This is a genomic window from Polaromonas sp. Polasp52 (genome assembly GCF_059491565.1).
Map to the genome: position 1 here is coordinate 4,879,511 of NZ_CP168513.1, position 21,620 is coordinate 4,901,130.

A 21,620-nucleotide genomic window follows, 5' to 3' on the forward strand; every position below is an offset into this window, starting at 1 on the left:
CGAGGGCTTTTGCTTTTTTGGCCTGAATGAATCGCAAAAGTGCCCATGCTCGGCGTTCGCCGGGCCCGGCAAACGCCCAGTCGCTGATAAAATTACGGGTTAACGCGAACCCCGCAAAGGCCGGCCACCAACAGGGCAACAGGCGCTTGCAGGCGGTGTTAAACCCCCAGCCATGAGCTGCCCACTTCCCACTACAAGGCCACCGCTACCGTGACCCTGCACCTGACGACTTTTGAGGGCGAACCCCACGGGATCAGCGCCCTCAGCGACTTCCGCGTCCAGCAACTCCTTCCCCGCCTGCAAGCCATCCACGACAAGATCGCCGGCATCAGCGCCCGTTTTGTGCACCTGGTGGCGACCGAATCGCCGCCTTCAGCGGCCGCCAAAGCCCAGCTTGCGGCGCTGCTGACTTATGGCGAGCCTTGCGCGCCGGCCGCCGGCAAGGAGGGCGATGCCCTGGTCTTTATCGTCTCGCCGCGTTTCGGCACCGTCTCGCCCTGGGCTTCCAAGGCCACGGACATCGCCCACAACTGCGGCCTGGCCGTCAAGCGCGTGGAGCGCATCACCGAATACCGTGTCACGCTGAAAAGCGGGTTTTTCAGCAAGACCGCCCTGAGCGCCGCCCAGCGCGAGCAGGTCGCCGGCCTGCTGCATGACCGCATGACCGAAAGCGTGATGTTCGACCGCGCGGAGGCCGCGGGCCTGTTCACCGAGCTGCAGGGCGCACCGCTGCAGACCATAGACGTGCTGGCTAGCGGCAAGGCCGCGCTCGAAAAAGCCAACGCCGAGTTCGGCCTGGCGCTGGCCGCCGACGAAATCGACTACCTGGTCAATGCCTTCACGCAATTGAAGCGCAACCCGACCGACGTCGAGCTCATGATGTTCGCCCAGGCCAACAGCGAGCACTGCCGCCACAAGATCTTCAACGCCGATTTCACGATTGACGGCGTGCCGCAGGAAAAAAGCCTGTTCGGCATGATTCGCAACACCGAAAAGCTGCACCCCCAGCACACGGTGGTGGCCTATTCGGACAATGCCTCGGTCATGGAGGGCTACAAAAGCCAGCGTTTTTACGCCAAACCGGACGCCACCGGCCGCCAGACCTACAGCGCCACCGAGGGCGTGCAGATGCACGTGCTCATGAAAGTCGAGACGCACAACCACCCCACGGCGATTTCGCCATTCCCGGGCGCTTCCACAGGCGCGGGCGGCGAGATCCGCGACGAGGGCGCGACCGGCCGAGGCTCCAAGCCCAAGGCGGGTTTGACGGGTTTCACGGTGTCAAAACTGTTTGACGGCGGCTACGGCAAGCCCGAACACATCGCCAGCCCGCTGCAGATCATGACCGAGGGCCCGCTGGGCGGCGCGGCCTTTAACAACGAGTTCGGCCGGCCCAACCTGGCAGGCTACTTCCGCGAATACGAGCAGACCGTGGCCGGCCAGCGCTGGGGTTACCACAAGCCCATCATGATCGCGGGCGGCGTCGGCACGATTGATGCGGCCTTGACCAAGAAGATTTTGTTCCCGGCCGGCACGCTGCTGATCCAGCTGGGCGGACCCGGCATGCGCATCGGCATGGGCGGCAGCGCGGCCAGCTCCATGGCCTCGGGTGCCAACGCGGCCCAGCTCGACTTCGACTCGGTGCAGCGCGGCAACCCCGAAATCGAACGCCGGGCCCAGGAGGTCATCAACCAGTGCGCCCAGCTGGGCGCGGCCAACCCCATCCTGGCCATCCACGACGTGGGTGCTGGCGGTTTGTCCAATGCCTTCCCCGAACTCGTGAACGACGCCGGCCGCGGCGCGAAGTTCGACCTGCGCGCCGTGCCGCTTGAAGAAAGCGGCCTCTCGCCCAAGGAAATCTGGAGCAACGAAAGCCAGGAACGCTATGTGATGGCGGTCGCGCCCGAGTCGCTGCCGCAGTTCCAGGCCTTCTGCGAACGCGAACGCTGCCCGTTCGCCGTGATCGGTGTCGCGACGGAAGAAAAGCAGCTGGTGCTGTCCGACAAGGATGCCGCGGCGCCGGTCGACATGCCCATGAATGTGCTGCTGGGCAAGCCGCCCAAGATGCACCGCGACGTGAAAACCGCCAGGCACACGGTCAAACCGATAGACCTGACCGGCGTGGACCTGCAAAAAAGCGCGATTGCCGTGCTGAGCCACCCCACGGTCGCTTCCAAACGCTTTTTGATCACCATAGGCGACCGCACCGTCAGCGGCCTCACGCACCGCGACCAGATGGTCGGCCCCTGGCAGGTGCCTGTGGCCGATTGCGCCGTCACGCTGGCCGACTACAGCGGTTTTGCCGGCGAGGCCATGAGCATGGGCGAACGCACGCCGCTGGCCACCGTCAACGCGGCGGCCTCCGGCCGCATGGCGGTTGCCGAGGCCATCACCAACCTGCTGGCCGCGCCTATCGAGTTGCCGCGCGTCAAGCTCTCGGCCAACTGGATGGCCGCCTGCGGCGAGCCCGGCCAGGATGCCGCACTGTACGAAACCGTCAAGGCCGTGGGCATGGAGCTGTGCCCGGCACTCGGCGTGTCGATTCCCGTCGGCAAGGATTCCCTGTCCATGCGCACCGTGTGGAGCGAGGGCGCTGACAGCAAGAAGGTCACCTCGCCGGTCTCGCTGATCGTGAGCGCCTTCGCTACGCTGCCCGACGTGCGCGGCACGCTGACGCCGCAGCTGGACCGTGACGAGGCTGACAGCACGCTGATCCTGGTCGACCTGGGCAAGGGCAAAAACCGCATGGGCGGCTCCATCCTCGCGCAGACGCTGGACAAGGAAGAGGGCGAAGTGCCCGACCTCGACGATCCCCAGGACCTGGTCAAGCTGGTCAATGCCATCAATGCGCTGCGCAAGCAAGGCAAGCTCTTGGCCTACCACGACCGCAGCGACGGCGGCCTGTTCGCCGCGGTCTGCGAGATGGGTTTTGCCGGCAATGTGGGCGTGTCGCTCAACATCGAGATGCTGCTGGTCGAAGGCGACGGCATTTCCGACAGCCGCATGGACACCGGCGACAGCAAGAACTGGGCAAGCCAGGTCGGCGCGCGCCGCGAAGAGCTCACGCTCAAGGCGCTGTTCAACGAAGAGCTGGGCGCCGTCATCCAGGTGGCCACTTCAGAGCGCAACGAGGTCATGCAGACCCTGCGCGAACACGGGCTCTCCAAGTTCAGCCACTTCATCGGCAAGACCCGGCCCCAGCAGGCTTCGCTCGAGGTCGGCAAGGGCGAGATCCAGGTCTGGCGCGACACCAAGGCCGTGTTCTCGGCCAAGCTGCAGGATCTGCACCAGGTCTGGGACTCGGTCAGCTGGAAGATCTGCCAGCAGCGCGACAACCCCGACTGTGCCAACACCGAACACGCGGCCGCCGGCAACCCCGCCGACCCGGGCCTGCACGTTCAATTGACTTTCGACCCGGCCAAGCTGCCGGTGGCGCCCGCGCTGAACCTGTCGGCACGGCCGCGCGTGGCGGTGCTGCGCGAGCAGGGCGTCAACTCGCACATGGAAATGGCTTACGTCTTCACCGAGGCCGGTTTTGAAGCCTGCGACGTGCACATGACCGACCTGCAGAGCGGCCGCGCCAAACTCGCCGACTTCAAGGGCATCGTCGCCTGCGGTGGTTTCAGCTACGGCGACACCCTGGGGGCCGGCGTGGGCTGGGCGCGCTCCGTCACCTTCAACCCGGTGCTGTCCGACGAGTTCAAGGCCTTCTTCGCGCGCCAGGACACCTTCGGCCTGGGCGTGTGCAACGGCTGCCAGATGTTCGCCGAGCTGGCCGACATCATCCCGGGCGCCGAGGCCTGGCCCCGCTTCACCACCAACCGCAGCGAACGCTTCGAGGCGCGCCTGAGCATGGTCGAGGTGCTGGAATCGCCCAGCATCTTCCTGAAGGGCATGGCCGGCAGCCGTATGCCCATCGCGGTTGCCCACGGCGAGGGTTATGCCAATTTCGCCTTCCGGGGTGATGCGTCCAAGGCTATTGCCGCCATGCGTTATGTCGACAACCACGGCCAGCCCACGGAAGCCTACCCGGCCAACCCCAACGGCAGCGCCGGCGGCCTGACGGGCGTGACCACGGCCGACGGCCGCTTCACGGCCATGATGCCGCACCCCGAGCGCGTGTTCCGCAACATCCAGAAAAGCTGGACTTCAGGTAATGCCAGCGAGCGCAGCCCGTGGATGAGCCTGTGGCACAACGCGCGCAAGTGGGTCGGCTGATCATCAACAACACAGACGAGGGATGTCCATGAACCGATTGTTTAAACACGTATTCATCGCCATCCTGTCCGGATTGCTCGCCTGCGGCGCCATCGCCGCCGATATGCGCGTGGCGCTGCCCGAGCGGCCGGCGCTGATCATTCCACTTCCCGTGGGCTGGCGGGGCCAGGTGCGGCGCGCCACGCCGGAGCTGCCACCCACCGTGATGCTGTCGTCCATCACCGAGAAAAATTTCCAGGTTCTGGTCACCCCCATCTGGCCGATGCGCGCAGACTCCAAGCCGATCACGCCGGATTTTCTGCGGGCTATGGTGGCGGCTGGTGCCGAAAAGGCCAAGCCACAGGCTGTCGAGACGGATATCCCGGTGCGTGAATTGTCGGGCCAGGGCCTGTTTGGCGCGTACTTTTTCGCCACTGACCGGGCGCCCAAGCCCGGCGAATACCGCAACATGACCCAGGGCATGGTCGCGATCGGCGAGTTGCAGGTGGGCTTTACCATCCTGAGCAACGGCGATGCGGCGGCGGTCAATGGGCCCGCGCTGCAGATGCTGCAGTCCCTGCGGCGGGAATGACGCCCGGGCGCTAGCGGCCGGGCGGCGCGACCGCCGCGCCCTCAATCCCGTGCCGCGCCAGGGCCTGCGCCACAAAACCCGAGGCTTTCATCTCCTCAATGAAGGACGCGAGGTAGCGCGCGCCGGCCTCACGCCCCTTGGGCAGGCCCATGGCCTGGTTGATCACCATAAAGCGCCCCGGCAGCAGGCGCAGGCCGGGCAGGCGTTTGGCGTCGGCTTCGAGCTGCTGCTTGACGCCGGCCGCCACTTCCAGGTTCTGCGCGACCATGACGTCGGTCACCGCCGGTGAGGTTGGGGCTTTCACCAGCCTGGCGGCCTTGAGCTCACGGCTCAGGTAAAGGTCGTAGGCGCTGCCATTGCCGACCACGATGCGGTGGGCCGCCTGGTCCACCTCTTCATTGCGGCGTATCGGCGAGTCGTTTCGCACCAGGTAGGCGCCTTCGATGATGACGTAAGGCGGTGTCTGCAGCATGTCGGCGCCGCGTACCGGGTCTATCGCAACAAAAGCGATGTCGACCTGCGCGTCCCTGACCGCTTCGACCACCTTGCCGGCCGAGGTGAAGGTCACCAGTTCAACCGGCACGCCCAGCCGCCGGCCGAGTTCACGCGAGAGGTCCACCGACACGCCGCGTGGCTCGCCGCCGGCGGCATCTTTCACCGCCAGTATGGGGTTGCCGAAATTGATCGCGGCCTTGAGCTTGCCGGAGGGCGCCAGTTCGGCCACGGGCGCCCGTGGTGCGGAGGCGCAACCCAGCAGTGCGAAAGCAGCCAGCACCAGTATGGCCAGCGCTACCAGCCACCACCACAAACCGTTAGCGCCGCGCACCTGGCCCGGGGACAGTTCCTCGCTCGTGCCCGTGCCCGGTCCCTCCTCGAATCCGATGCCCCCTGCCTCCACCGCATCCTTGGCTTCCTTGAGTCCCATGCCGGTCAGGCCCCGCAAGCGCCGTACCGCCTCTATCTTGTTGCCCTGGTCCAGCGCCTCCCGCACCTGCGCGGGCAGGGGCGCGCCGGCGGGCAAGGCTTTGGGCGCAAAACCGCCGGCCGGTGCTTCGCCGCGCATATAGGCTTCCAGCGCGTCCTTGGTTTCCTTCAGGCCCAGGCCGGTGCCGGCGCGCATCAGCTGGATGGCTTCGACCAGGTTGCCGCGCTGCAAGGCGTCCTGCACGGGCTGGGGAAGACTGGGGGCAGGGTTGCTACTGTGAGAGGAGGAAGTAGGACTGGGGTCATTCATATGCGCCTCGACGTGGGACGAAAGATGAAAAAAAGCAAGGCGCTTGCGCATCGGGCCTGCGCAAGAAGGTGAGCCATTGGAACGGCCCGCGCCACCTTCGTCAATCGGCAGTTCACCCCCATCAAGCGAGCCCTAATAAAAAAGCAGCCCAAAGGCTGCTTTTTCAGGAAGGCAGGGCGGGCAGGCCGCCCGCGGCGCTGTGCCGCTTACTCGACCTTGGCTTTTTTGCGCAGGTCGGCCTGGAAGGCGGCCAGCTTTTGCTGCTGCATCGACTGGGCGATCTGCGGCTTGACTTCGTCAAACGAAGGCAGCTGCGCCGTGCGGATGTCGTCGACACGAATGATGTGGTAGCCGAATTGGGTCTTCACCGGGGTTTCGGTGGTCTGGCCCTTGGCCAGCTTGCCCAGCGCTTCGCTGAACTCAGGCACATAGCTGGAGGGGTTGGCCCAGTCCAGGTCGCCGCCCTTGGCGCCGGATCCGGGGTCCTTGGATTTCTTCTTGGCGATCTCGTCGAACTTGCCGCCTTTTTTCAGGCTGGCAATGATGTCCTTGGCTTCGGCTTCTTTTTCCACCAGGATGTGGCGCGCCTTGTATTCCTTGCCGCCGTTGGCCTCGGCGAACTTGTCGTATTCGGCCTTCATTTCGGCTTCGGTGACCGGATTGTTCTTCTGGTAGTCGGCGAACAGCTCGCGGATCAGGATGGTCTGGCGCGCCAGTTCCATCTGCACCTTGACGTCTTCGCTGGTGGTCAGGCCCCGTTTTTCGGCTTCCTGCATGAAGACCTCGCGCGCGATCACTTCTTCGCGCAGCTGGGATTCCATGTCCGGGGTCACGGGCCGGCCGGACTTGGCGACCTGCTGCGCCAGCGAGTCCAGGCGGGACTTGGGAACGGCCTTGCCGTTGACGATGGCAAGGTTTTGCGCCAGGGCGCCTTGGGCGCCCAGGGCCAGCAGGGCCGCAACAGCGGTAGCCAGTACAAATTGTTTCTTCATGGTGTCTTGCAGTCCTTTGGTGAATGCTTGGGTTGGCGTCTGGATGGTGCCTGGCCTTCGCGGCCGGAGTGACGCAGGCGCCGCGGGTTTCAGGGTGACTCGATGATCTCGATCGCCAGGGCGTGCAGGCCCTGGTCAATGAAATTTTGCAGTGCATCATACACAAGGCGGTGGCGCGCCACCCGGCTTTGGCCGGTAAAGAGCGGGCTCGCGATGCGGATGCGAAAGTGGCTGCCGTAGCCCTCGGCGTTGGCGCCCGAATGCCCGGCATGGGCGGCGCTTTCATCCAGCACCTCCAGCCGCGTGGGCTGCAGCCGCGCCTGCAGCTGCAGTTCCATGTCATGGGCGCGCACGGGCAAGGCGCTGGAAACGCCGGCCATCATGGTGTGGTGCCGGGTTTGATGTGCTTGTTGAGGTACACCGCCTGCGCCAGCACAAACACCACCATCAGGCCCAGGCCGCCGAAGAGCTTGAAATTGACCCAGGTGTCGGTGGAGAAGGTGAAGGCCACCCAGAGGTTGAGCATGCCCATGACGGCAAAAAAGCCGATCCAGCTGAAATTGACGGCTCGCCAGATGGCGTCCGGCAGTTCCATCTGCGCGCCCATCAGCGACTTGATGCCGTTTTTCTTGAAGACCAGCTGGCCGACCAGCAGGGCGCTGCCCATGACCCAGTAGAGCACGGTGGGCTTCCATTTGATGAAGTTCTCGCTGTGGAAATAAATCGTGGCGCCGCCCAGCACGGTGACCAGCGCCAGGCTGACCCACAGCATGGTGTCCACCTTTTTGCCGCGCACCTTGAGCCAGAGGATTTGCGCCAGCGTGGCGATGATCACCACCACGGTGGCCAGCAGCACCGGCGCCTCCGAGGGGCCCACCACGCCGCCCGAAACCATAAAACCCAGCCAGTCGGTGGCCGTCGTTGCGGCCCAGTCCTTGTGGCCTTCGGCGTACTTGAACATGCCGAAAAACAGGACGATGGGTAAAAAGTCGAAAAGAAGTTTCATGTGCTGATTATCTGGCCTAAGCGTGGGCCCTTGAACGATCCCCAGCCGGGCGCGCGGCCCGGCCCCCATGCATTTCGTGCGCCCTCAGGCTTTGGGTTTGAAATCGAGGGAGGCCGAATTCATGCAGTAACGCAGGCCGGTTGGCGTCGGCCCATCCGGGAACACATGGCCCAGGTGCGCGCCGCAGCTGGCGCACACCGTTTCGGTGCGCACCATGCCGTGCTTGCGGTCCACGATTTCCTCGATCGCGCCCGGCACGGCCTCCTCGGAAAAACTGGGCCAGCCGCAGCCGGCGTCGAATTTGGTCTCGGAGTCGAACAGCTTGGCGCCGCAGCAGATGCAGTGGTAGCTGCCGTCGGCCCAGACGGCTTCGTACTTGCCGGTGTAGGGGCGTTCGGTGGCGGCGTGGCGGGTGACTTCAAAGGCGGCCGGTTCGGCCCCTTTTTCGGCCAGCAGGGCTTTCCATTCGGCGTCGGTTTTCTGGATCTTGGCGCTCATATTCCGGGTCCTGTGGTGTGGCGTTGATGTTACGAACTGCAACTGATTTCAATCGAGGACGCCCAGTCGGGCGGGAAACCGGCAAAACTTTCGTGGCCGGGATGCTCCTCACATGGGGATTGCAGCAGGGCAAGCAAGGTATCGACACCCGAAAAGTCTTTTAGTTTCGCCGCGCGTATGGCTTCTTCGCCCAGGTGGTTGCGCAGCACGAATTTCGGGTTGCTCTTGTGCATCAGGCCGGCCCGCAGTGCCTGGTCCACGCCGGCCAGCCGCCGCGAATAGTCCTGCGCCCAGGTGTTGAAGGATTCGCGGTCGAAGAACAGGTCGCGCACCGGCTCATGGCCGCTTTGCGGCGTGAAGCCGTTCAGGCGCCGCCAGAAGATGCTGTAGTCCACCTTGTTGCCGGCCAGCAGCTTGAAGGCGTTGTCCACCAGGGCCTTGTCATCCGGCTGCTCGTCCGCCAGGCCCAGCTTGACGCGCATGCGCGCGTACAGGGCGTCGGGAAACAGGGTTTTATAAGGCTCCAGCGCGGCCAGTGCGAGTTCCTGCTCGCCGATCAGCGGCAGCAGGGCCTGGCCCAGGCAGAACAAGTTCCAGTAGGCCATGTTCGGCTGGCGGTTGTAGGCGTAGCGGCCCTGGGCGTCCGAATGGTTGCAGATGTGGTTGGGGTCGAAAGCGTCCAGGAACTGGAAGGGGCCGTAGTCTATGGTCAGGCCCAGGATGCTCATGTTGTCGGTGTTCATCACGCCGTGGCAAAAACCCACGGCCTGCCAGGCCGCCATCAGGTGGGCCGTGCGCGCGCTGACGGCCTCCAGCAGGGCCGCATAGGGCTGCGGCGCCTCGCGGCAGTCGGGGTAAAAGCGGTCTATGACGTAGTCGGCCAGGGCCTTGAGCTGGGCGTGCTGGCCGCTGTAGCTGAAATGCTCGAAATGCCCGAAGCGGATAAAGCTGGGTGCGGCGCGCGTCACCACGGCGGCGGTTTCGATTTCTTCGCGCCGCACCGGCGCGTCTGAGCCCGTGACGCACAGCGCCCGCGTGGTCGGAATGCCCAGGCCGTGCATGGCCTCGGAGCACAAAAACTCGCGAATCGAGCTGCGCAGCACGGCGCGGCCGTCGCCCATGCGCGAATACGGGGTTTTGCCGGCGCCCTTGAGCTGGATTTCCTGCGGGCCGTTCGGTGTATCTATCTCACCCAGCAGCAGCGCGCGGCCGTCGCCCAGTTGCCCGGTCCAGACGCCGAACTGGTGGCCGCTGTAGACGCTGGCCAGGGGTCGTGAGCCCGGCAGCAGGCGGTTGCCCGTCAGGGCTTCCAGGGTGTCGGCCGATTCCAGCCAGCTGTCTTCAAGCCCGAGCTCGCGTGCCAGCGCGCGGCTTTTACCCACCCAGTAGGGCGAGGGCAGGGGGGTGGGCTGAAGTTCGGTGTAAAAGTCCGGGCCCAGGGCGGCAAAGCTGTTGACCCAGGTCAGGCCGGAGGTATCGGCGGGGTTCAATTCGCCGGCAGGGCTGTCTATCGCGGAGGCTGAGGTCATGGCCTTATTGTGCTATCCCCTCACCAGCCATGCCGGACAGGGGTTAAGCCCTGTCCTGCGTCGGCCGGCTGGCATAGGCGGCCAGCGCCTGTTCATCGAGCAAGGCCACGCGGCCAAACTCCAGCGACACCAGGCCCAGCCCCTCCAGGGTCTGCAGCACGCGGTTGACGGTCTGGCGCGACAGGCCGGCCAGGTGGCCCAGTTCTTCCTGCGACAGCAGCAGCTTGCGCCTACCCTGCCAGAACACCCGGCTCAGGTACAGCGCCACACGCTGCTCGGGCGCGCGCAGGCGGCCCGCCTCGATGATGGTCATGGCCTGGGCCAGGCGCCGGTTCAGGTGGGCGACCAGGTAGTGGTTGAAGTCCAGGGAGCCGGCCAGCAGTTCGTCGAATTCGGCGCGCGGCAGGCACAACAGCGTGGTGTCGCGCAGCGCGATCACGTCGTAGCGGCGCGGCTCGGTCTTGAGCGCCGAGCCTTCGCCAAACCATTCGCCGTCGGGCACGCCCAGGAAGGCCGACACCCGGCCTTCGGCCGAGGTGCTTTGCAGCTTCACCAAACCCGACAGCACCGCATACCAGCCCTGGACCGGCGCGCCCGCGCCCAGCAGCACTTCGCCCTTGCGCCCGTCCAGCGTGAAGCTGCGCTCCAGCAAGCGCGCCTGGTGCTCGGCCGTCAGGCCGGGGAACCAGGGCTGGCCGCTGAGGAAGCGATGCGGCAAAGGGGCGAGGTCGAAGGGCATGGGCGCAATTGTCCTCTGGCCGCGGCACGGGGTATTTACCTAGAACCTGTCGGCCGGACGACAGGCTTTGCCTTCCGCCCGCCAGGCGGCGACAGTAGTCTGCGCGGTGTCGCCAAGGCGCCGCCGCTGGGGACTTTCCCGGGGCCTGGTGTGCAAGCCCCGGGGGTACCATGGCCGCGCAGACAGTTGATTCACCCACACGCCCACCGGGCAGGAAAGGAAAGCCGACGATGTTAGGTTTGATGCAAAGCCAGCCACTGCTGATTTCCGGTTTGATCGAGTTCGCGGAGCGCCACCACGGCGACGCCGAAATCGTCTCGCGCCGCGTGGAAGGCGACCTGCATCGCTACAGCTACAAGGACATGGGCCAGCGGGCCCGCCGCGTCGCCAAGGCGCTGGACGGCCTGAAGCTGGCTTTCAGCGACCGGGTCGCCACGCTGGCCTGGAACGGCTACCGCCACCTGGAGCTGTACTACGGCGTGAGCGGCTCAGGCCGGGTGCTGCACACCATCAACCCGCGCCTGCACCCGGACCAGATCGCCTGGATTGCCAACCATGCCGAGGATCAGGTGCTGTGCTTCGACCTGAGTTTTTTGCCGCTGGTGCAGGCCGTGCATGCCCGCTGCCCGACCATCAAACACTACATCGCGCTTTGCGACGCCGACAAGCTGCCGGCCGATTCGGGTGTGCCTAACCTGCAAAGCTATGAAAGCTGGATAGGGGCGCAAAGCGCCGACTACACCTGGCCCAGCTTTGACGAGAACACGGCGTCGAGCATGTGCTACACCAGCGGCACCACCGGCAACCCCAAGGCCGCGCTCTACAGCCACCGTTCCAGCACGCTGCATGCCTATGCGGCCGCGCTGCCCGACGTGATGTGCATCTCGGCGCGCGACGCCATCCTGCCCGTGGTGCCCATGTTCCACGTCAACGCCTGGGGCATTCCGTACTCGGCCGCGCTCACCGGCGCCAAGCTGGTGTTCCCCGGCCCGGCGCTGGACGGCAAGTCGATCTACGAGCTGATAGAGGCCGAGAAAGTCACCTACGCGGCCGGCGTGCCCACGGTGTGGCAGATGCTGCTGACCCATATGAAACCCGCGGGCCTGAAGTTCTCCACCTTGAAGCGCACCGTCATAGGCGGCTCGGCCTGCCCGCCGGCCATGATCCATGCCTTCCGCGAAGACTACGGTGTGGAGGTGCTGCATGCCTGGGGCATGACCGAGATGAGCCCGCTGGGCACGCTGTGCACGCTCAAGAACAAGCACGATGCGCTGCCCGAAGCCGAAAAAATGAAGATACGCCTCAAGCAGGGGCGTGCCATCTACGGCGTCGACATGAAAATCGTGGACGCCAATGGCGAGGAACTGCCCTGGGACGGCAAGGTCTTCGGCGACCTGCACGTCAAGGGGCCGTGGATCGTGCGCGAGTACTTCAAGGGCGAGGGCGGCGACCCGCTGGTGGGCGGCTGGTTTCCCACGGGCGACGTCGGCACCATAGACCCCGACGGCTATTTGCAGATCACCGACCGCAGCAAGGACGTCATCAAGTCGGGCGGCGAATGGATCAGTTCCATCGAGATCGAGAACATCGCCGTGGCCCACCCGGCCGTGGCCATGGCCGCCTGCATAGGCGTGGCCCATCCCAAGTGGGACGAGCGCCCCATCATCGCCGTGGTCAAAAAACCGGGTATGGATGTCACCCGCGATGAGCTGCTGCGCTTTTACGACGGCAAGACCGCCAAATGGCAAATCCCCGACGACGTGGTTTTTGTCGACGCCATCCCGCTGGGCGCCACCGGCAAGATGCTCAAGACCAAACTGCGCGAGATGCTCAAAGATTACAAGCTACCGCAGAGCTAAAACCAAAGTTCGAGGAGCCCGGATTCAAACCAAGCAGGGGCCGCGGAACCGGCTTTGCCGGGCCGCAGGCGCAGCGGCCCCCCCGGGGGGCAGCGTATTACACGGAGCCGAAGGCGCAGTGAAAAGCGTGGGGGTCACGTTAGTGACATACCGCTAGGGCATTCCCTGACGCAGTGCAGCATTAATTAACCTAACCTTTGCCCGCTCACCGTTAGATTTCGTTCGCAAATTCATAAATTTTCAGGAGACAAGGGATGACAACCCAAACCCGATTTTTCGCGCGGCATGCAGGCGTCGCCCTGGCGGTGTCCGCCATGCTCTACAGCGGCATGACGCTGGCCCAGGCACCGGCCAAGGCCGCCGCGCCGGCCAAAGCCGCCGTCGCGGCGCCCGCCGCCGGCGGCGCCGTGAACCTGAACCAGACCGTCAAGATCGCGTGGCTGGACCCGCTGTCCGGCCTGATGGCGGCGGTCGGCACCAACCAGCTCAAGGGCTTCCAGTTCCTGGCCGAGCAGTTCAGCAAAAAGAACAAGGCCGGCGTGAAGTTCGAGATCATCGGCATCGACAACAAGCTCAGCCCGCAGGAAACCACCAACGCGCTGAAGTCCGCCATCGACCAAGGTGCGCGCTACATCGTGCAGGGCAACGGCTCCGGCCCGGCGCTGGCCATCATGGACGCGCTGTCCAAGTACAACGAACGTAACCCCGGCAAGGAAGTCGTCTACCTCAACTACGCCGCGGTGGACCCTGACCTGACCAACAGCAAGTGCGACTACTGGCACTTCCGCCTGGATGCCGACACCTCCATGAAGATGGAGGCGCTGACCGCCTTCATGAAGGAGCAGCCGGACATCAAGAAGGTCTACCTGATCAACCAGAACTACTCGCACGGCCAGCAGGTCGCCAAGTTCGCCAAGGCCAACCTTGCATCCAAGCGCCCCGACATCCAGATCGTCGGCGAAGACCTGCACCCGCTGGCCCAGGTGCGCGACTTCGCGCCCTACATCGCCAAGATCAAGCAGTCGGGTGCCGACACCGTGATCACCGGCAACTGGGGCTCAGACCTTTCGCTGCTGGTCAAGGCCGCCAACGAGGCGGGCCTGAACAACGTCAAGTTCTACACCTACTACGCCGGCGTCACCGGCACGCCGACCGCACTGGGCGCGGGCTCGGCCGGGCGCGTCTACATGGTGGCCTACAACCACCTCAACATGGGCGGCGAGATCCAGCAGATCCAGGCCGAGTACAAAAAGAAGTTCAGCGACGACTTCTACACCGGCGCGATCTTCCACGCCTTCACCATCCTGACCGAAGCCATGGCGCAGACCAAGTCGACCGAGCCGGCCGTGGTGGCCAAGGCCATGGAAGGCCTGCGCTTCAAGAGCTTTAACGGCGACGTCGAGATGCGCAAGACCGACCACCAGCTGCAGCAGGGCCTTTACATCGACAAATGGGAAAAAGCCGGCGGCAAATACCCCTACGATGCCGAGAACACAGGCTACACCTTTGTGCCGGTCAAATACTATGAGCCCTATGTGGCCAGCACGCCCACCTCGTGCCAGATGAAGCGCCCGGGTTGATACCGGCGTCCCGCTGACGGACCCAGGCCCGATCCGAGTTCGGGCCTTTTTTTCATCCGGCTTTTATTGCAACAGGCGCTTATCGATGAATCTGGAATCCTTCACCATCGCGATGCTCAACGGCCTCAGCTACGGCTTGCTGCTGTTCATGCTCAGCTCCGGCCTGACGCTGATCTTCAGCATGATGGGGGTGCTCAATTTCGCGCACGCCTCCTTCTACATGGTCGGCGCCTATATCGCCTACAGCACCTCGCAGGTCATAGGCTTTTGGTGGTCGCTGCTGGTGGCGCCGCTGCTGGTATTCGCCATGGGCGCGGCTTTCGAGCGCTTTTGCCTGCGCAAGGTGCACAAGTTCGGCCATGTGCCCGAGCTGCTGGTCACCTTCGGGCTGTCCTACCTGCTGCTGGAGCTGGTGCAGCTCGTGTGGGGCCGCTCGGCCGTCAACTACGTGCTGCCCGAAGGCCTGCAGGGCCCGCTGTTCACGGTGTTCGGCACCAACTTCCCGAAATCGCGCGCCTTCATCATGTTCATCTCGCTGGCCATGCTGGCCGGCATCTGGCTGCTGCTCACACGCACCCGCATAGGCCTGGTGATCCAGGCCGCGCTGACCCATCCTGAAACGGTGGAGGCGCTCGGCCACAACGTGCCGCGTGTCTTCATGCTGGTCTTCGGCGGCGGCGCTGCGCTGGCGGGCCTGGCCGGCGTCATAGGCGGCAACACCTTCATCACCGAGCCCGCCATGGCCGGCTCGGTGGGCGCCATCATCTTTGTGGTCGTGGTGGTGGGCGGCATGGGCTCGCTGAGCGGCGCCTTCCTGGCCTCGCTGCTGATAGGCCTGATACAGACTTTCGCGGTGCAGATGGACCAGTCGCTGATGACCTTGCTGGCCCACTTTAACTACCGGGTGACACCCGAGACCTTCGGTTATCCGCTGCTCAAGCTCACGATTTCGCAGGTGGGGCCCATACTGCCTTTCCTGTTCCTGGTGCTGATCCTGATTTTCAGGCCCAAGGGCCTGCTCGGTACGCGGGAAGGGTAAGGCAAAAGAAGAACATGTCGACCCCGTACCACCAATTCAAACCCTATAACGTCGGCCGCTGGCTGCTGTGGACGCTGTACGCGCTGCTGCTGATCATCGCGCCGCTGATGTTCAAGAGCAGCCTGGCGCTCACCATGCTGTCGCAGGCCGGCTACCTGGTCATCATCTGCCTGAGCTACAACATCCTGCTGGGGCAGGGCGGCATGCTCAGTTTCGGCCATGCGGTCTATGCCGGGCTGGGCTCCTTCCTGGCCGTGCATGCGATGAACCTGGCCGGCAAGGGCACGTTCTACATCCCGCTGTCGCTGATCCCGCTGGTGGGCGGCCTGTCGGGCCTGTTCTTCGCGGTGCTGCTGGGCTACGTCACCACCAAGAAGGCCGGCACCACCTTTGCCATGATCACGCTGGGCGTGGGCGAGCTGGTGTTTGCCATGTCGCTGATGTTCCCCGAGTTCTTCGGCGGGGAGGGCGGCATCACCACCAACCGGGCCTACGGCAAGCCGGTGTTCGGCATCAGTTTCGGCCCGCAGATCCAGGTCTACTACCTGATCGCGTTTTACTGCTTTGTCTGCACCGCCGCGATGTTCGCCTTCACGCGCACGCCGCTGGGCCGCATCCTGAACGCCGTGCGCGACAACCCCGAGCGCGTGGAGTTCATCGGCTATAACACCCAGCGCGTGCGCTACTACGCCTTCATCATCGCCGGCTTCTTCGCCGGCATAGGCGGCGGGCTGGCGGCCATCAACTCGGAAATCGTCACGGCCGAAGTCGTGAGCGGCCTGCGCTCGGGCAGCCTGCTGCTGTTCACCTTCCTGGGCGGGGCGACCTTTTTCTTCGGCCCCATCATCGGCGCCGGCTTGCTGGTGGTGGCGCTGATCCTGCTGTCGGAGCTGTCCATGGCCTGGCTGCTGTATGTGGGCCTGATCTTCCTGTTCATGGTGATGTATGCGCCCGGCGGCATCGCCAGCCTGATCATGATGAACCTGCGCGTGGCCGCCTTCGGCAAGCTCAGGGAGTTGTGGGTCGGTTACCTGGGCCTGGCCGTGACGGCCTTTACCGCGCTGGCCGGCGCGGCCGCCATGGTCGAGATGGTCTACCACCTGCAGCTCAACGCGGCCCTGGGCCCCGAGCTGGGATTCATGGGCGTGCGGCTCAACGCGACCAATCTCAACAGCTGGCTGGGCGCGGGTTTTGTGCTGGCCACTGGCCTTGGGCTGTTTGAACTCACGCGCCGGCAATTCCTCACGCAATGGGGCCAGATACAAGATGACATCGAAAAAGAAATCAAGCGGAGGGAGCTGTTGTGAGTGCCATCACCTGTTCGCTTGAACTGAAGGATTTGCGGAAAAACTTCGGCAAGACCGAGATCATTCGCGGCGCCAACCTGCAGGTGAAAGCCGGCGAGCGCGTCGCCATCATCGGCCCCAACGGCGCGGGCAAGTCCACGCTGTTCAACCTCATCAGCGGGCGCTTTGAGCCCACCAGCGGCGAAGTGTTGCTCAACGGCCAGCGCATTGACGGCAAGAAGCCGTTTGAGATCAACCGGCTGGGCCTGTCGCGCAGCTTCCAGATCACCAACATCTTCCCCAAGCTCAGCGTGTTCGAGAACCTGCGCTGCGGCGTGCTCTGGAGCCTGGGCTACAAATACACTTTCTTGCGCTTCCTGGCCGACCTGGACGACGCCAACCAGCGCGCCGAGGAGTTGATGGCCATGATCAAGCTCGACAAAAAACGCGACGTGCTGGCCACCAACCTGACTTACGCCGAGCAGCGCGCGCTGGAAATCGGCATCACGATTGCCGGCGGCGCCAGCGTCATCCTGCTCGATGAACCCACGGCCGGCATGAGCCGCTCCGAGACCAGCCGCTTCATCAGCCTGATCAAGGAAGTCACCGTGGGCAAGACCCTGCTGACGGTGGAGCACGACATGGGCGTGGTCTTCGGCCTGGCCGACAAGATCGCGGTCGTGGTGTATGGCGAAATCATTGCCTATGACACGCCGGAAGCCGTGCGCGCCGACCAGCGCGTGCAGGAGGCTTATCTCGGCTCTTCCGTTGCAGATGCCCAGGCGGGAGGCCACTGATGCTGCATATACAAAACCTCCACGCCTTCTACGGCAAAAGCCATGTGCTGCACGGCGTGCATTTCGACGTGCAGCCCGGCCAGATCGTCGCCTTGCTGGGGCGCAACGGCTCGGGGCGCTCCACCACGGCCAAGGCCATCATGGGCCTGGTCGACTGCCAGGGCTCCATACTCTGGAAAAAGCAGGAGATTGTCGGCAAGAAGGCCTACCAGATCGCCCACCTGGGCATAGGTTATGTGCCCGAAAACCGCGACATCTTCCCCAAGCTCACGGTGCACCAGAACCTGCTGCTGGGCCAGAAGGGATCGGGCAAGGGCTCGCGCTGGTCGTTTGAAGACATGTACCAGATGTTCCCGCGGCTGCGCGAACGCCAGCACACCGAGGCCGGCGTGCTCTCGGGCGGCGAGCAGCAGATGCTGACCTTGTGCCGCACGCTGATGGGCGATCCCGACCTCATCATCATCGACGAGCCCACCGAGGGCCTGGCGCCCAAAATCGTCGAACTGGTGGGCCAGTATTTGCAGACGCTCAAGGCCAAGGGCATTTCGGTGCTGCTGATCGAGCAGAAGCTGACGATTGCCATGGCGATTTCCGACCGCGCGCTGGTCATGGGCCACGGCAGCATCGTGTTTGACGGCACGCCCGACAGCCTGCGGGCCGACGCCTACATCCGCAAAGAGTGGCTTGAGGTGTAAAAAATGGTATGGACTGTCCCGCGCCTGTCGCCGCAGGGACAAAAATAGACCAAACACCCCAACCCAGGCCTTGTGCGGTCACAAACGCCCCCTACAATAGAAAAAGAACGGTCGTACTTTTTTGGCGACCGCTGGTGTCGCCACCAGGGCTTGCAGGGCCGCAGCGCCAGCCGAGACAACTGAAAACCGAAACTCCCATCAAGGAAAGAAGCACCGCAATGACCACTCTTTACGAAGTCCACGGCCCCGTCGCGCTCATCACGCTGAGCAACCCGCCCGTCAACGGCCTGGGCCACGCCACCCGCCTGAGCCTGACCGACAACCTGGCAAAAGCCAATGCCGATGCGGCCGTCAAGGCCATCGTGATCACCGGCGCCGGCAAGGCCTTCTCGGGCGGCGCCGACATCAAGGAGTTCGGCACGCCCAAGGCGCTGACCGAACCCAACCTGCTCAGCGTGATCCGCGCCGTCGAGAATTCCGCCAAGCCCGTCGTGGCCGCCATCCATACCGTCTGCATGGGCGGTGGCCTGGAGCTGGCCCTGGGTTGCCATTACCGCATCGCCGCGCCCGGCACCAACATTGCCTTGCCTGAAGTCAAGCTGGGCCTGCTGCCCGGCGCCGGCGGCACGCAGCGCCTGCCGCGCGTGCTCGGCGTGGAGCCGGCCCTGAACATGATCGTGAGCGGCGAACCCGTCAAGAGCGAGCTGCTCGCGCAAATCCCCGGCCAGAAGCTGTTCGACAAGCTCGCTGCCTCGCCCGAATCGCTGGCCCAGGAAGCCCTGGCCTTCGCGCAGTCGATCTCCGATACCCGGCCGCTGCCGCTGGTGCGCGAGCTGCGCGCCAAGCACCCCAACGGCGACGCCTACTTCCAGTTCGCCCGCAACATGGTCAAGGGCATGTCCAAGAACTTCCCGGCGCCGCTCAAGTGCGTGGACGCCGTGGAAGCCGCCACCAAGAAGAAATTCGAAGAAGGCATGGCCCTGGAGCGCGAGTTCTTCATCAACCTGATGTGGACGCCTGAAAGCCGCGCGCTGCGCCATATCTTCATGGCCGAGCGCGCCGCCTCCAAGATTCCCGACGTGCCGGAAGACACGCCCAAGCGCGAGATCAACTCCGTTGCGGTGATAGGCGCCGGCACCATGGGCGGCGGCATCGCCATGAACTTCCTGAACGCCGGTATTCCGGTCAAGATCCTGGAGATGAAGCAGGAAGCCCTGGACAAGGGCCTGGGCATCATCCGCAAGAACTACGAAGCCCAGGTCAAAAAGGGCAAGCTCAAGCAGGACAAGTACGAGCAGCGCATGAGCCTGCTGAGCACCACGCTGAGCTACGACGACCTGAAAGACGCCGACATGGTGATCGAGGCCGTGTTCGAGGACATGGGCGTGAAGGAAAAAGTCTTCAAGGAACTGGACCGCGTGATGAAACCAGGCGCCATCCTGGCTTCCAACACCTCGACGCTGGACGTCAACCAGATCGCCGCCTTCACCAAACGCCCGCAGGACGTGGTGGGCATGCATTTCTTCAGCCCCGCCAACGTCATGAAGCTGCTTGAAGTGGTGCGCGGCGCCAAGACCGGCAAGGACGTGCTGGCCACCGTGATGGCGGTGGGCAAAAAAATCCGCAAGACGGCCGTGGTCTCCGGCGTGTGCGACGGCTTTATCGGCAACCGCATGATCGAGCAGTACGGCCGCCAGGGCGGTTTCCTGCTCGACGAAGGCTGCACGCCCGAGCAGGTCGACAAGGCCATCGAGAAATTCGGTTTCGCCATGGGCCCCTTCCGCATGGGCGACCTGGCCGGCAACGACATCGGCTGGGCCATACGCAAGCGCCGCTACACCGAAAAGCCCGACATGAAGTACAGCAAGACGGCCGACCTGCTCTGCGAAAAAGGCCGCTTCGGCCAGAAGACCGGTGCCGGCTGGTACGACTATGTGCCCGGCAAGCGCGACGCCATCCCGAACGCCGAAGTCGTCAAGATGATTGAAGACCACCGCAAATCGCTGGGCATCACGCCGCGCAAGATTTCCGACGAGGAAATCGTGCAGCGCCTGGTGTTCTCGCTGGTCAACGAGGCCGCGCACATCCTGGAGGAGGGCATTGCCTCCAAGGCCAGCGACATCGACATGGTCTACATCATGGGCTACGGCTTCCCGGTCTACCGCGGCGGCCCCATGCTGTACGCCGACCAGCTGGGCCTGTTCAACGTGGTGCAAAGCATGAACCGCTTCGCCCAGAACCCGCTGGACGACGCCAAATTCTGGAAGCCCGCGCCCCTGCTGGCCAAACTCGCGGCTGAAGGCAAGACCTTCAACCCGACCGTCTGAACCCAGCGCACCGCACAGATCAACGCACCCAGATTCCGGAGAATTTCATGAGCTCAGCAGTCATTGTTTCCACCGCACGCACCCCCCTGGCCAAAAGCTGGAAGGGCTCTTTCAACATGACGCACGGCGCCACCCTGGGCGGCCACGCCGTCGAGCATGCGCTCAAACGCGCCGGCATCGAGGCCGGTGAAGTCGATGACGTGATCATGGGCTGCGCCACGCCCGAAGGCGCGACCGGCGCCAACATCGCGCGCCAGGTCGCGCTGCGCGCCGGCTGCCCCGTCACCGTCTCGGGCATGACGGTCAACCGTTTTTGCTCGTCGGGCCTGCAGACCATTGCCCTGGCGGCCCAGCGCGTGATCGCCGGCGAAGCCGACATCTATGTGGCCGGCGGCGTCGAAAGCATCTCCTGCGTGCAGCAGGAAATGAACACCCACATGCTGCAGGAAGCCTGGCTGGCCAAGAACAAGCCCGAGATTTACTGGAACATGCTGCAGACGGCCGAGCAGGTCGCCAAACGCTACAACATCTCGCGCGACCGCATGGACGAATACGGCGCGCTGAGCCAGCAAAAGGCCACGGCCGCGCAGGCCGCGGGCCTCTTTGAAGCCGAAATCGCGCCCATCACCGTCACGGCCGGCGTGGCCGACAAGGTCATGGGCCTGACGACCAAACAGGTCACCGTCAGCAAGGACGAAGGCATACGCGAAGGCACGACCAAGGAAGGCATCAGCGGCATCAAGCCGGCGATTCCCGGCGGCGTGATCGCGGCCGGCAATGCCAGCCAGTTCTCCGACGGCGGCGGCGCCGTGGTCGTCATGAGCGAAACCGTGGCGCAAAAGAAGGGCCTCAAGCCCCTGGGCCGCTTCCTCGGTTTTGCGGTCGCCGGCTGCGAACCCGACGAGATGGGCATAGGCCCGGTCTTCGCGATCCCCAAGGTGCTGGCCAAGCTGGGCCTGAAGATTGACGACATCGACCTCTGGGAGCTCAATGAAGCTTTTGCCGTGCAGGTGCTGTACTGCGCCGACAAGCTGGGCATTCCCATGGACAAACTCAACGTCAACGGCGGCGCGATTGCCGTCGGCCACCCCTACGGCGTGACCGGCCAGCGCCTGACGGGCCACGCGCTGATCGAGGGTAAGCGCCGCGGCGCCAAGCGCGTCTGCGTGACCATGTGCATTGGCGGCGGCATGGGCGCGGCCGGCATTTACGAAGTCCTCTAAACCGGGCAAGCACCATGGATGAAACCC

17 protein-coding genes and 1 pseudogene are annotated in these 21,620 nt (G+C 64.3%); 10 read left to right on the top strand and 8 right to left on the bottom strand.

Annotated features, from left to right (window positions below):
• Nucleotides 1-210: 210 nt before the first annotated feature.
• A complete protein-coding gene (gene purL / locus ACEN9P_RS22875; protein WP_495620551.1) occupies nt 211-4,218 on the top strand; it encodes a phosphoribosylformylglycinamidine synthase in 4,008 nt (1,335 codons plus the stop codon).
• 22 nt (nt 4,219-4,240) lie between these two features.
• The gene (locus tag ACEN9P_RS22880; RefSeq protein ID WP_477663099.1) at nt 4,241-4,789 is read left to right on the top strand and encodes a hypothetical protein; all 549 of its coding nucleotides are present in this window, start codon (nt 4,241-4,243) and stop codon (nt 4,787-4,789) included.
• A gap of 10 nt (nt 4,790-4,799) precedes the next feature.
• On the opposite strand, the gene ACEN9P_RS22885 is transcribed toward ACEN9P_RS22880, so the two are convergent.
• From ACEN9P_RS22885 to ACEN9P_RS22920, 8 genes and pseudogenes are all read right to left on the bottom strand, one after another.
• Nucleotides 4,800-5,546 carry an ABC transporter substrate-binding protein gene (locus tag ACEN9P_RS22885; protein WP_477701066.1) on the bottom strand — a complete coding sequence of 249 codons (747 nt, stop codon included), beginning with the start codon at nt 5,544-5,546 and terminating at the stop codon, nt 4,800-4,802.
• 165 nt (nt 5,547-5,711) lie between these two features.
• A pseudogene (locus tag ACEN9P_RS22890) lies at nt 5,712-6,074 on the bottom strand (hypothetical protein); the annotation flags it as partial.
• A 155-nt stretch (nt 6,075-6,229) separates the two neighbouring features.
• The gene (locus tag ACEN9P_RS22895; protein ID WP_477663100.1) at nt 6,230-7,015 is read right to left on the bottom strand and encodes a peptidylprolyl isomerase; all 786 of its coding nucleotides are present in this window, start codon (nt 7,013-7,015) and stop codon (nt 6,230-6,232) included.
• Between the two features lie 89 nt (nt 7,016-7,104).
• Entirely contained in the window at nt 7,105-7,398 is a 294-nt protein-coding gene (locus tag ACEN9P_RS22900; protein WP_495620552.1) for a BolA family protein, read from the bottom strand.
• Nucleotides 7,395-8,021 (bottom strand): septation protein A, encoded by a 627-nt coding sequence (locus ACEN9P_RS22905; protein WP_495620553.1) that lies wholly within the window; start codon nt 8,019-8,021, stop codon nt 7,395-7,397. Before ACEN9P_RS22905 ends, ACEN9P_RS22900 begins: the two co-directional genes overlap by 4 nt.
• A gap of 84 nt (nt 8,022-8,105) precedes the next feature.
• The gene (msrB, locus tag ACEN9P_RS22910; RefSeq protein ID WP_074574249.1) at nt 8,106-8,519 is read right to left on the bottom strand and encodes a peptide-methionine (R)-S-oxide reductase MsrB; all 414 of its coding nucleotides are present in this window, start codon (nt 8,517-8,519) and stop codon (nt 8,106-8,108) included.
• A gap of 29 nt (nt 8,520-8,548) precedes the next feature.
• A complete protein-coding gene (locus ACEN9P_RS22915) occupies nt 8,549-10,048 on the bottom strand; it encodes a protein adenylyltransferase SelO (protein WP_495620554.1) in 1,500 nt (499 codons plus the stop codon).
• A 43-nt stretch (nt 10,049-10,091) separates the two neighbouring features.
• Entirely contained in the window at nt 10,092-10,787 is a 696-nt protein-coding gene (locus ACEN9P_RS22920) for a Crp/Fnr family transcriptional regulator (RefSeq protein ID WP_495620555.1), read from the bottom strand.
• A gap of 230 nt (nt 10,788-11,017) precedes the next feature.
• On the opposite strand from ACEN9P_RS22920, the gene ACEN9P_RS22925 reads away from it, so the two are divergent.
• The 8 genes from ACEN9P_RS22925 to ACEN9P_RS22960 all read left to right on the top strand — a co-directional run bounded on the left by ACEN9P_RS22925 (nt 11,018) and on the right by ACEN9P_RS22960 (nt 21,593).
• Complete coding sequence (locus ACEN9P_RS22925; RefSeq protein ID WP_495620556.1) at nt 11,018-12,646, top strand: 3-(methylthio)propionyl-CoA ligase; 1,629 nt, start codon at nt 11,018-11,020, stop codon at nt 12,644-12,646.
• Nucleotides 12,647-12,960: 314 nt separating this feature from the next.
• Entirely contained in the window at nt 12,961-14,226 is a 1,266-nt protein-coding gene (locus ACEN9P_RS22930) for a branched-chain amino acid ABC transporter substrate-binding protein (protein ID WP_495622221.1), read from the top strand.
• 85 nt (nt 14,227-14,311) lie between these two features.
• Nucleotides 14,312-15,265, top strand: a complete 954-nt coding sequence (locus ACEN9P_RS22935; RefSeq protein ID WP_413328063.1) for a branched-chain amino acid ABC transporter permease — start codon at nt 14,312-14,314, stop codon at nt 15,263-15,265.
• Nucleotides 15,266-15,279: 14 nt separating this feature from the next.
• Nucleotides 15,280-16,572 carry a branched-chain amino acid ABC transporter permease gene (locus ACEN9P_RS22940; RefSeq protein ID WP_495620557.1) on the top strand — a complete coding sequence of 431 codons (1,293 nt, stop codon included), beginning with the start codon at nt 15,280-15,282 and terminating at the stop codon, nt 16,570-16,572.
• A complete protein-coding gene (locus ACEN9P_RS22945; RefSeq protein ID WP_477663107.1) occupies nt 16,569-17,348 on the top strand; it encodes an ABC transporter ATP-binding protein in 780 nt (259 codons plus the stop codon). Before ACEN9P_RS22940 ends, ACEN9P_RS22945 begins: the two co-directional genes overlap by 4 nt.
• The gene (locus tag ACEN9P_RS22950; RefSeq protein ID WP_074574254.1) at nt 17,348-18,043 is read left to right on the top strand and encodes an ABC transporter ATP-binding protein; all 696 of its coding nucleotides are present in this window, start codon (nt 17,348-17,350) and stop codon (nt 18,041-18,043) included. Before ACEN9P_RS22945 ends, ACEN9P_RS22950 begins: the two co-directional genes overlap by 1 nt.
• A gap of 218 nt (nt 18,044-18,261) precedes the next feature.
• Nucleotides 18,262-20,370 (top strand): 3-hydroxyacyl-CoA dehydrogenase NAD-binding domain-containing protein, encoded by a 2,109-nt coding sequence (locus tag ACEN9P_RS22955; protein ID WP_477663109.1) that lies wholly within the window; start codon nt 18,262-18,264, stop codon nt 20,368-20,370.
• 47 nt (nt 20,371-20,417) lie between these two features.
• Nucleotides 20,418-21,593: an acetyl-CoA C-acyltransferase gene (locus tag ACEN9P_RS22960; protein WP_074574256.1), complete on the top strand. Its 1,176-nt coding sequence runs from the start codon at nt 20,418-20,420 to the stop codon at nt 21,591-21,593.
• Nucleotides 21,594-21,620: the final 27 nt, after the last annotated feature.

Coding starts and splice junctions, on each gene's coding strand:
- ACEN9P_RS22900 (WP_495620552.1), bottom strand. CDS start 7,398: ATGATGGCCGGCGTTTCCAGCGCCTTGCCCGTGCGCGCCCATGACATG.
- msrB (WP_074574249.1), bottom strand. CDS start 8,519: ATGAGCGCCAAGATCCAGAAAACCGACGCCGAATGGAAAGCCCTGCTG.
- ACEN9P_RS22920 (WP_495620555.1), bottom strand. CDS start 10,787: ATGCCCTTCGACCTCGCCCCTTTGCCGCATCGCTTCCTCAGCGGCCAG.
- ACEN9P_RS22935 (WP_413328063.1), top strand. CDS start 14,312: ATGAATCTGGAATCCTTCACCATCGCGATGCTCAACGGCCTCAGCTAC.
- ACEN9P_RS22925 (WP_495620556.1), top strand. CDS start 11,018: ATGTTAGGTTTGATGCAAAGCCAGCCACTGCTGATTTCCGGTTTGATC.
- ACEN9P_RS22905 (WP_495620553.1), bottom strand. CDS start 8,021: ATGAAACTTCTTTTCGACTTTTTACCCATCGTCCTGTTTTTCGGCATG.
- ACEN9P_RS22940 (WP_495620557.1), top strand. CDS start 15,280: ATGTCGACCCCGTACCACCAATTCAAACCCTATAACGTCGGCCGCTGG.
- ACEN9P_RS22960 (WP_074574256.1), top strand. CDS start 20,418: ATGAGCTCAGCAGTCATTGTTTCCACCGCACGCACCCCCCTGGCCAAA.
- ACEN9P_RS22880 (WP_477663099.1), top strand. CDS start 4,241: ATGTCCATGAACCGATTGTTTAAACACGTATTCATCGCCATCCTGTCC.
- ACEN9P_RS22950 (WP_074574254.1), top strand. CDS start 17,348: ATGCTGCATATACAAAACCTCCACGCCTTCTACGGCAAAAGCCATGTG.
- ACEN9P_RS22895 (WP_477663100.1), bottom strand. CDS start 7,015: ATGAAGAAACAATTTGTACTGGCTACCGCTGTTGCGGCCCTGCTGGCC.
- ACEN9P_RS22915 (WP_495620554.1), bottom strand. CDS start 10,048: ATGACCTCAGCCTCCGCGATAGACAGCCCTGCCGGCGAATTGAACCCC.
- ACEN9P_RS22930 (WP_495622221.1), top strand. CDS start 12,961: ATGCTCTACAGCGGCATGACGCTGGCCCAGGCACCGGCCAAGGCCGCC.
- ACEN9P_RS22955 (WP_477663109.1), top strand. CDS start 18,262: ATGACCACTCTTTACGAAGTCCACGGCCCCGTCGCGCTCATCACGCTG.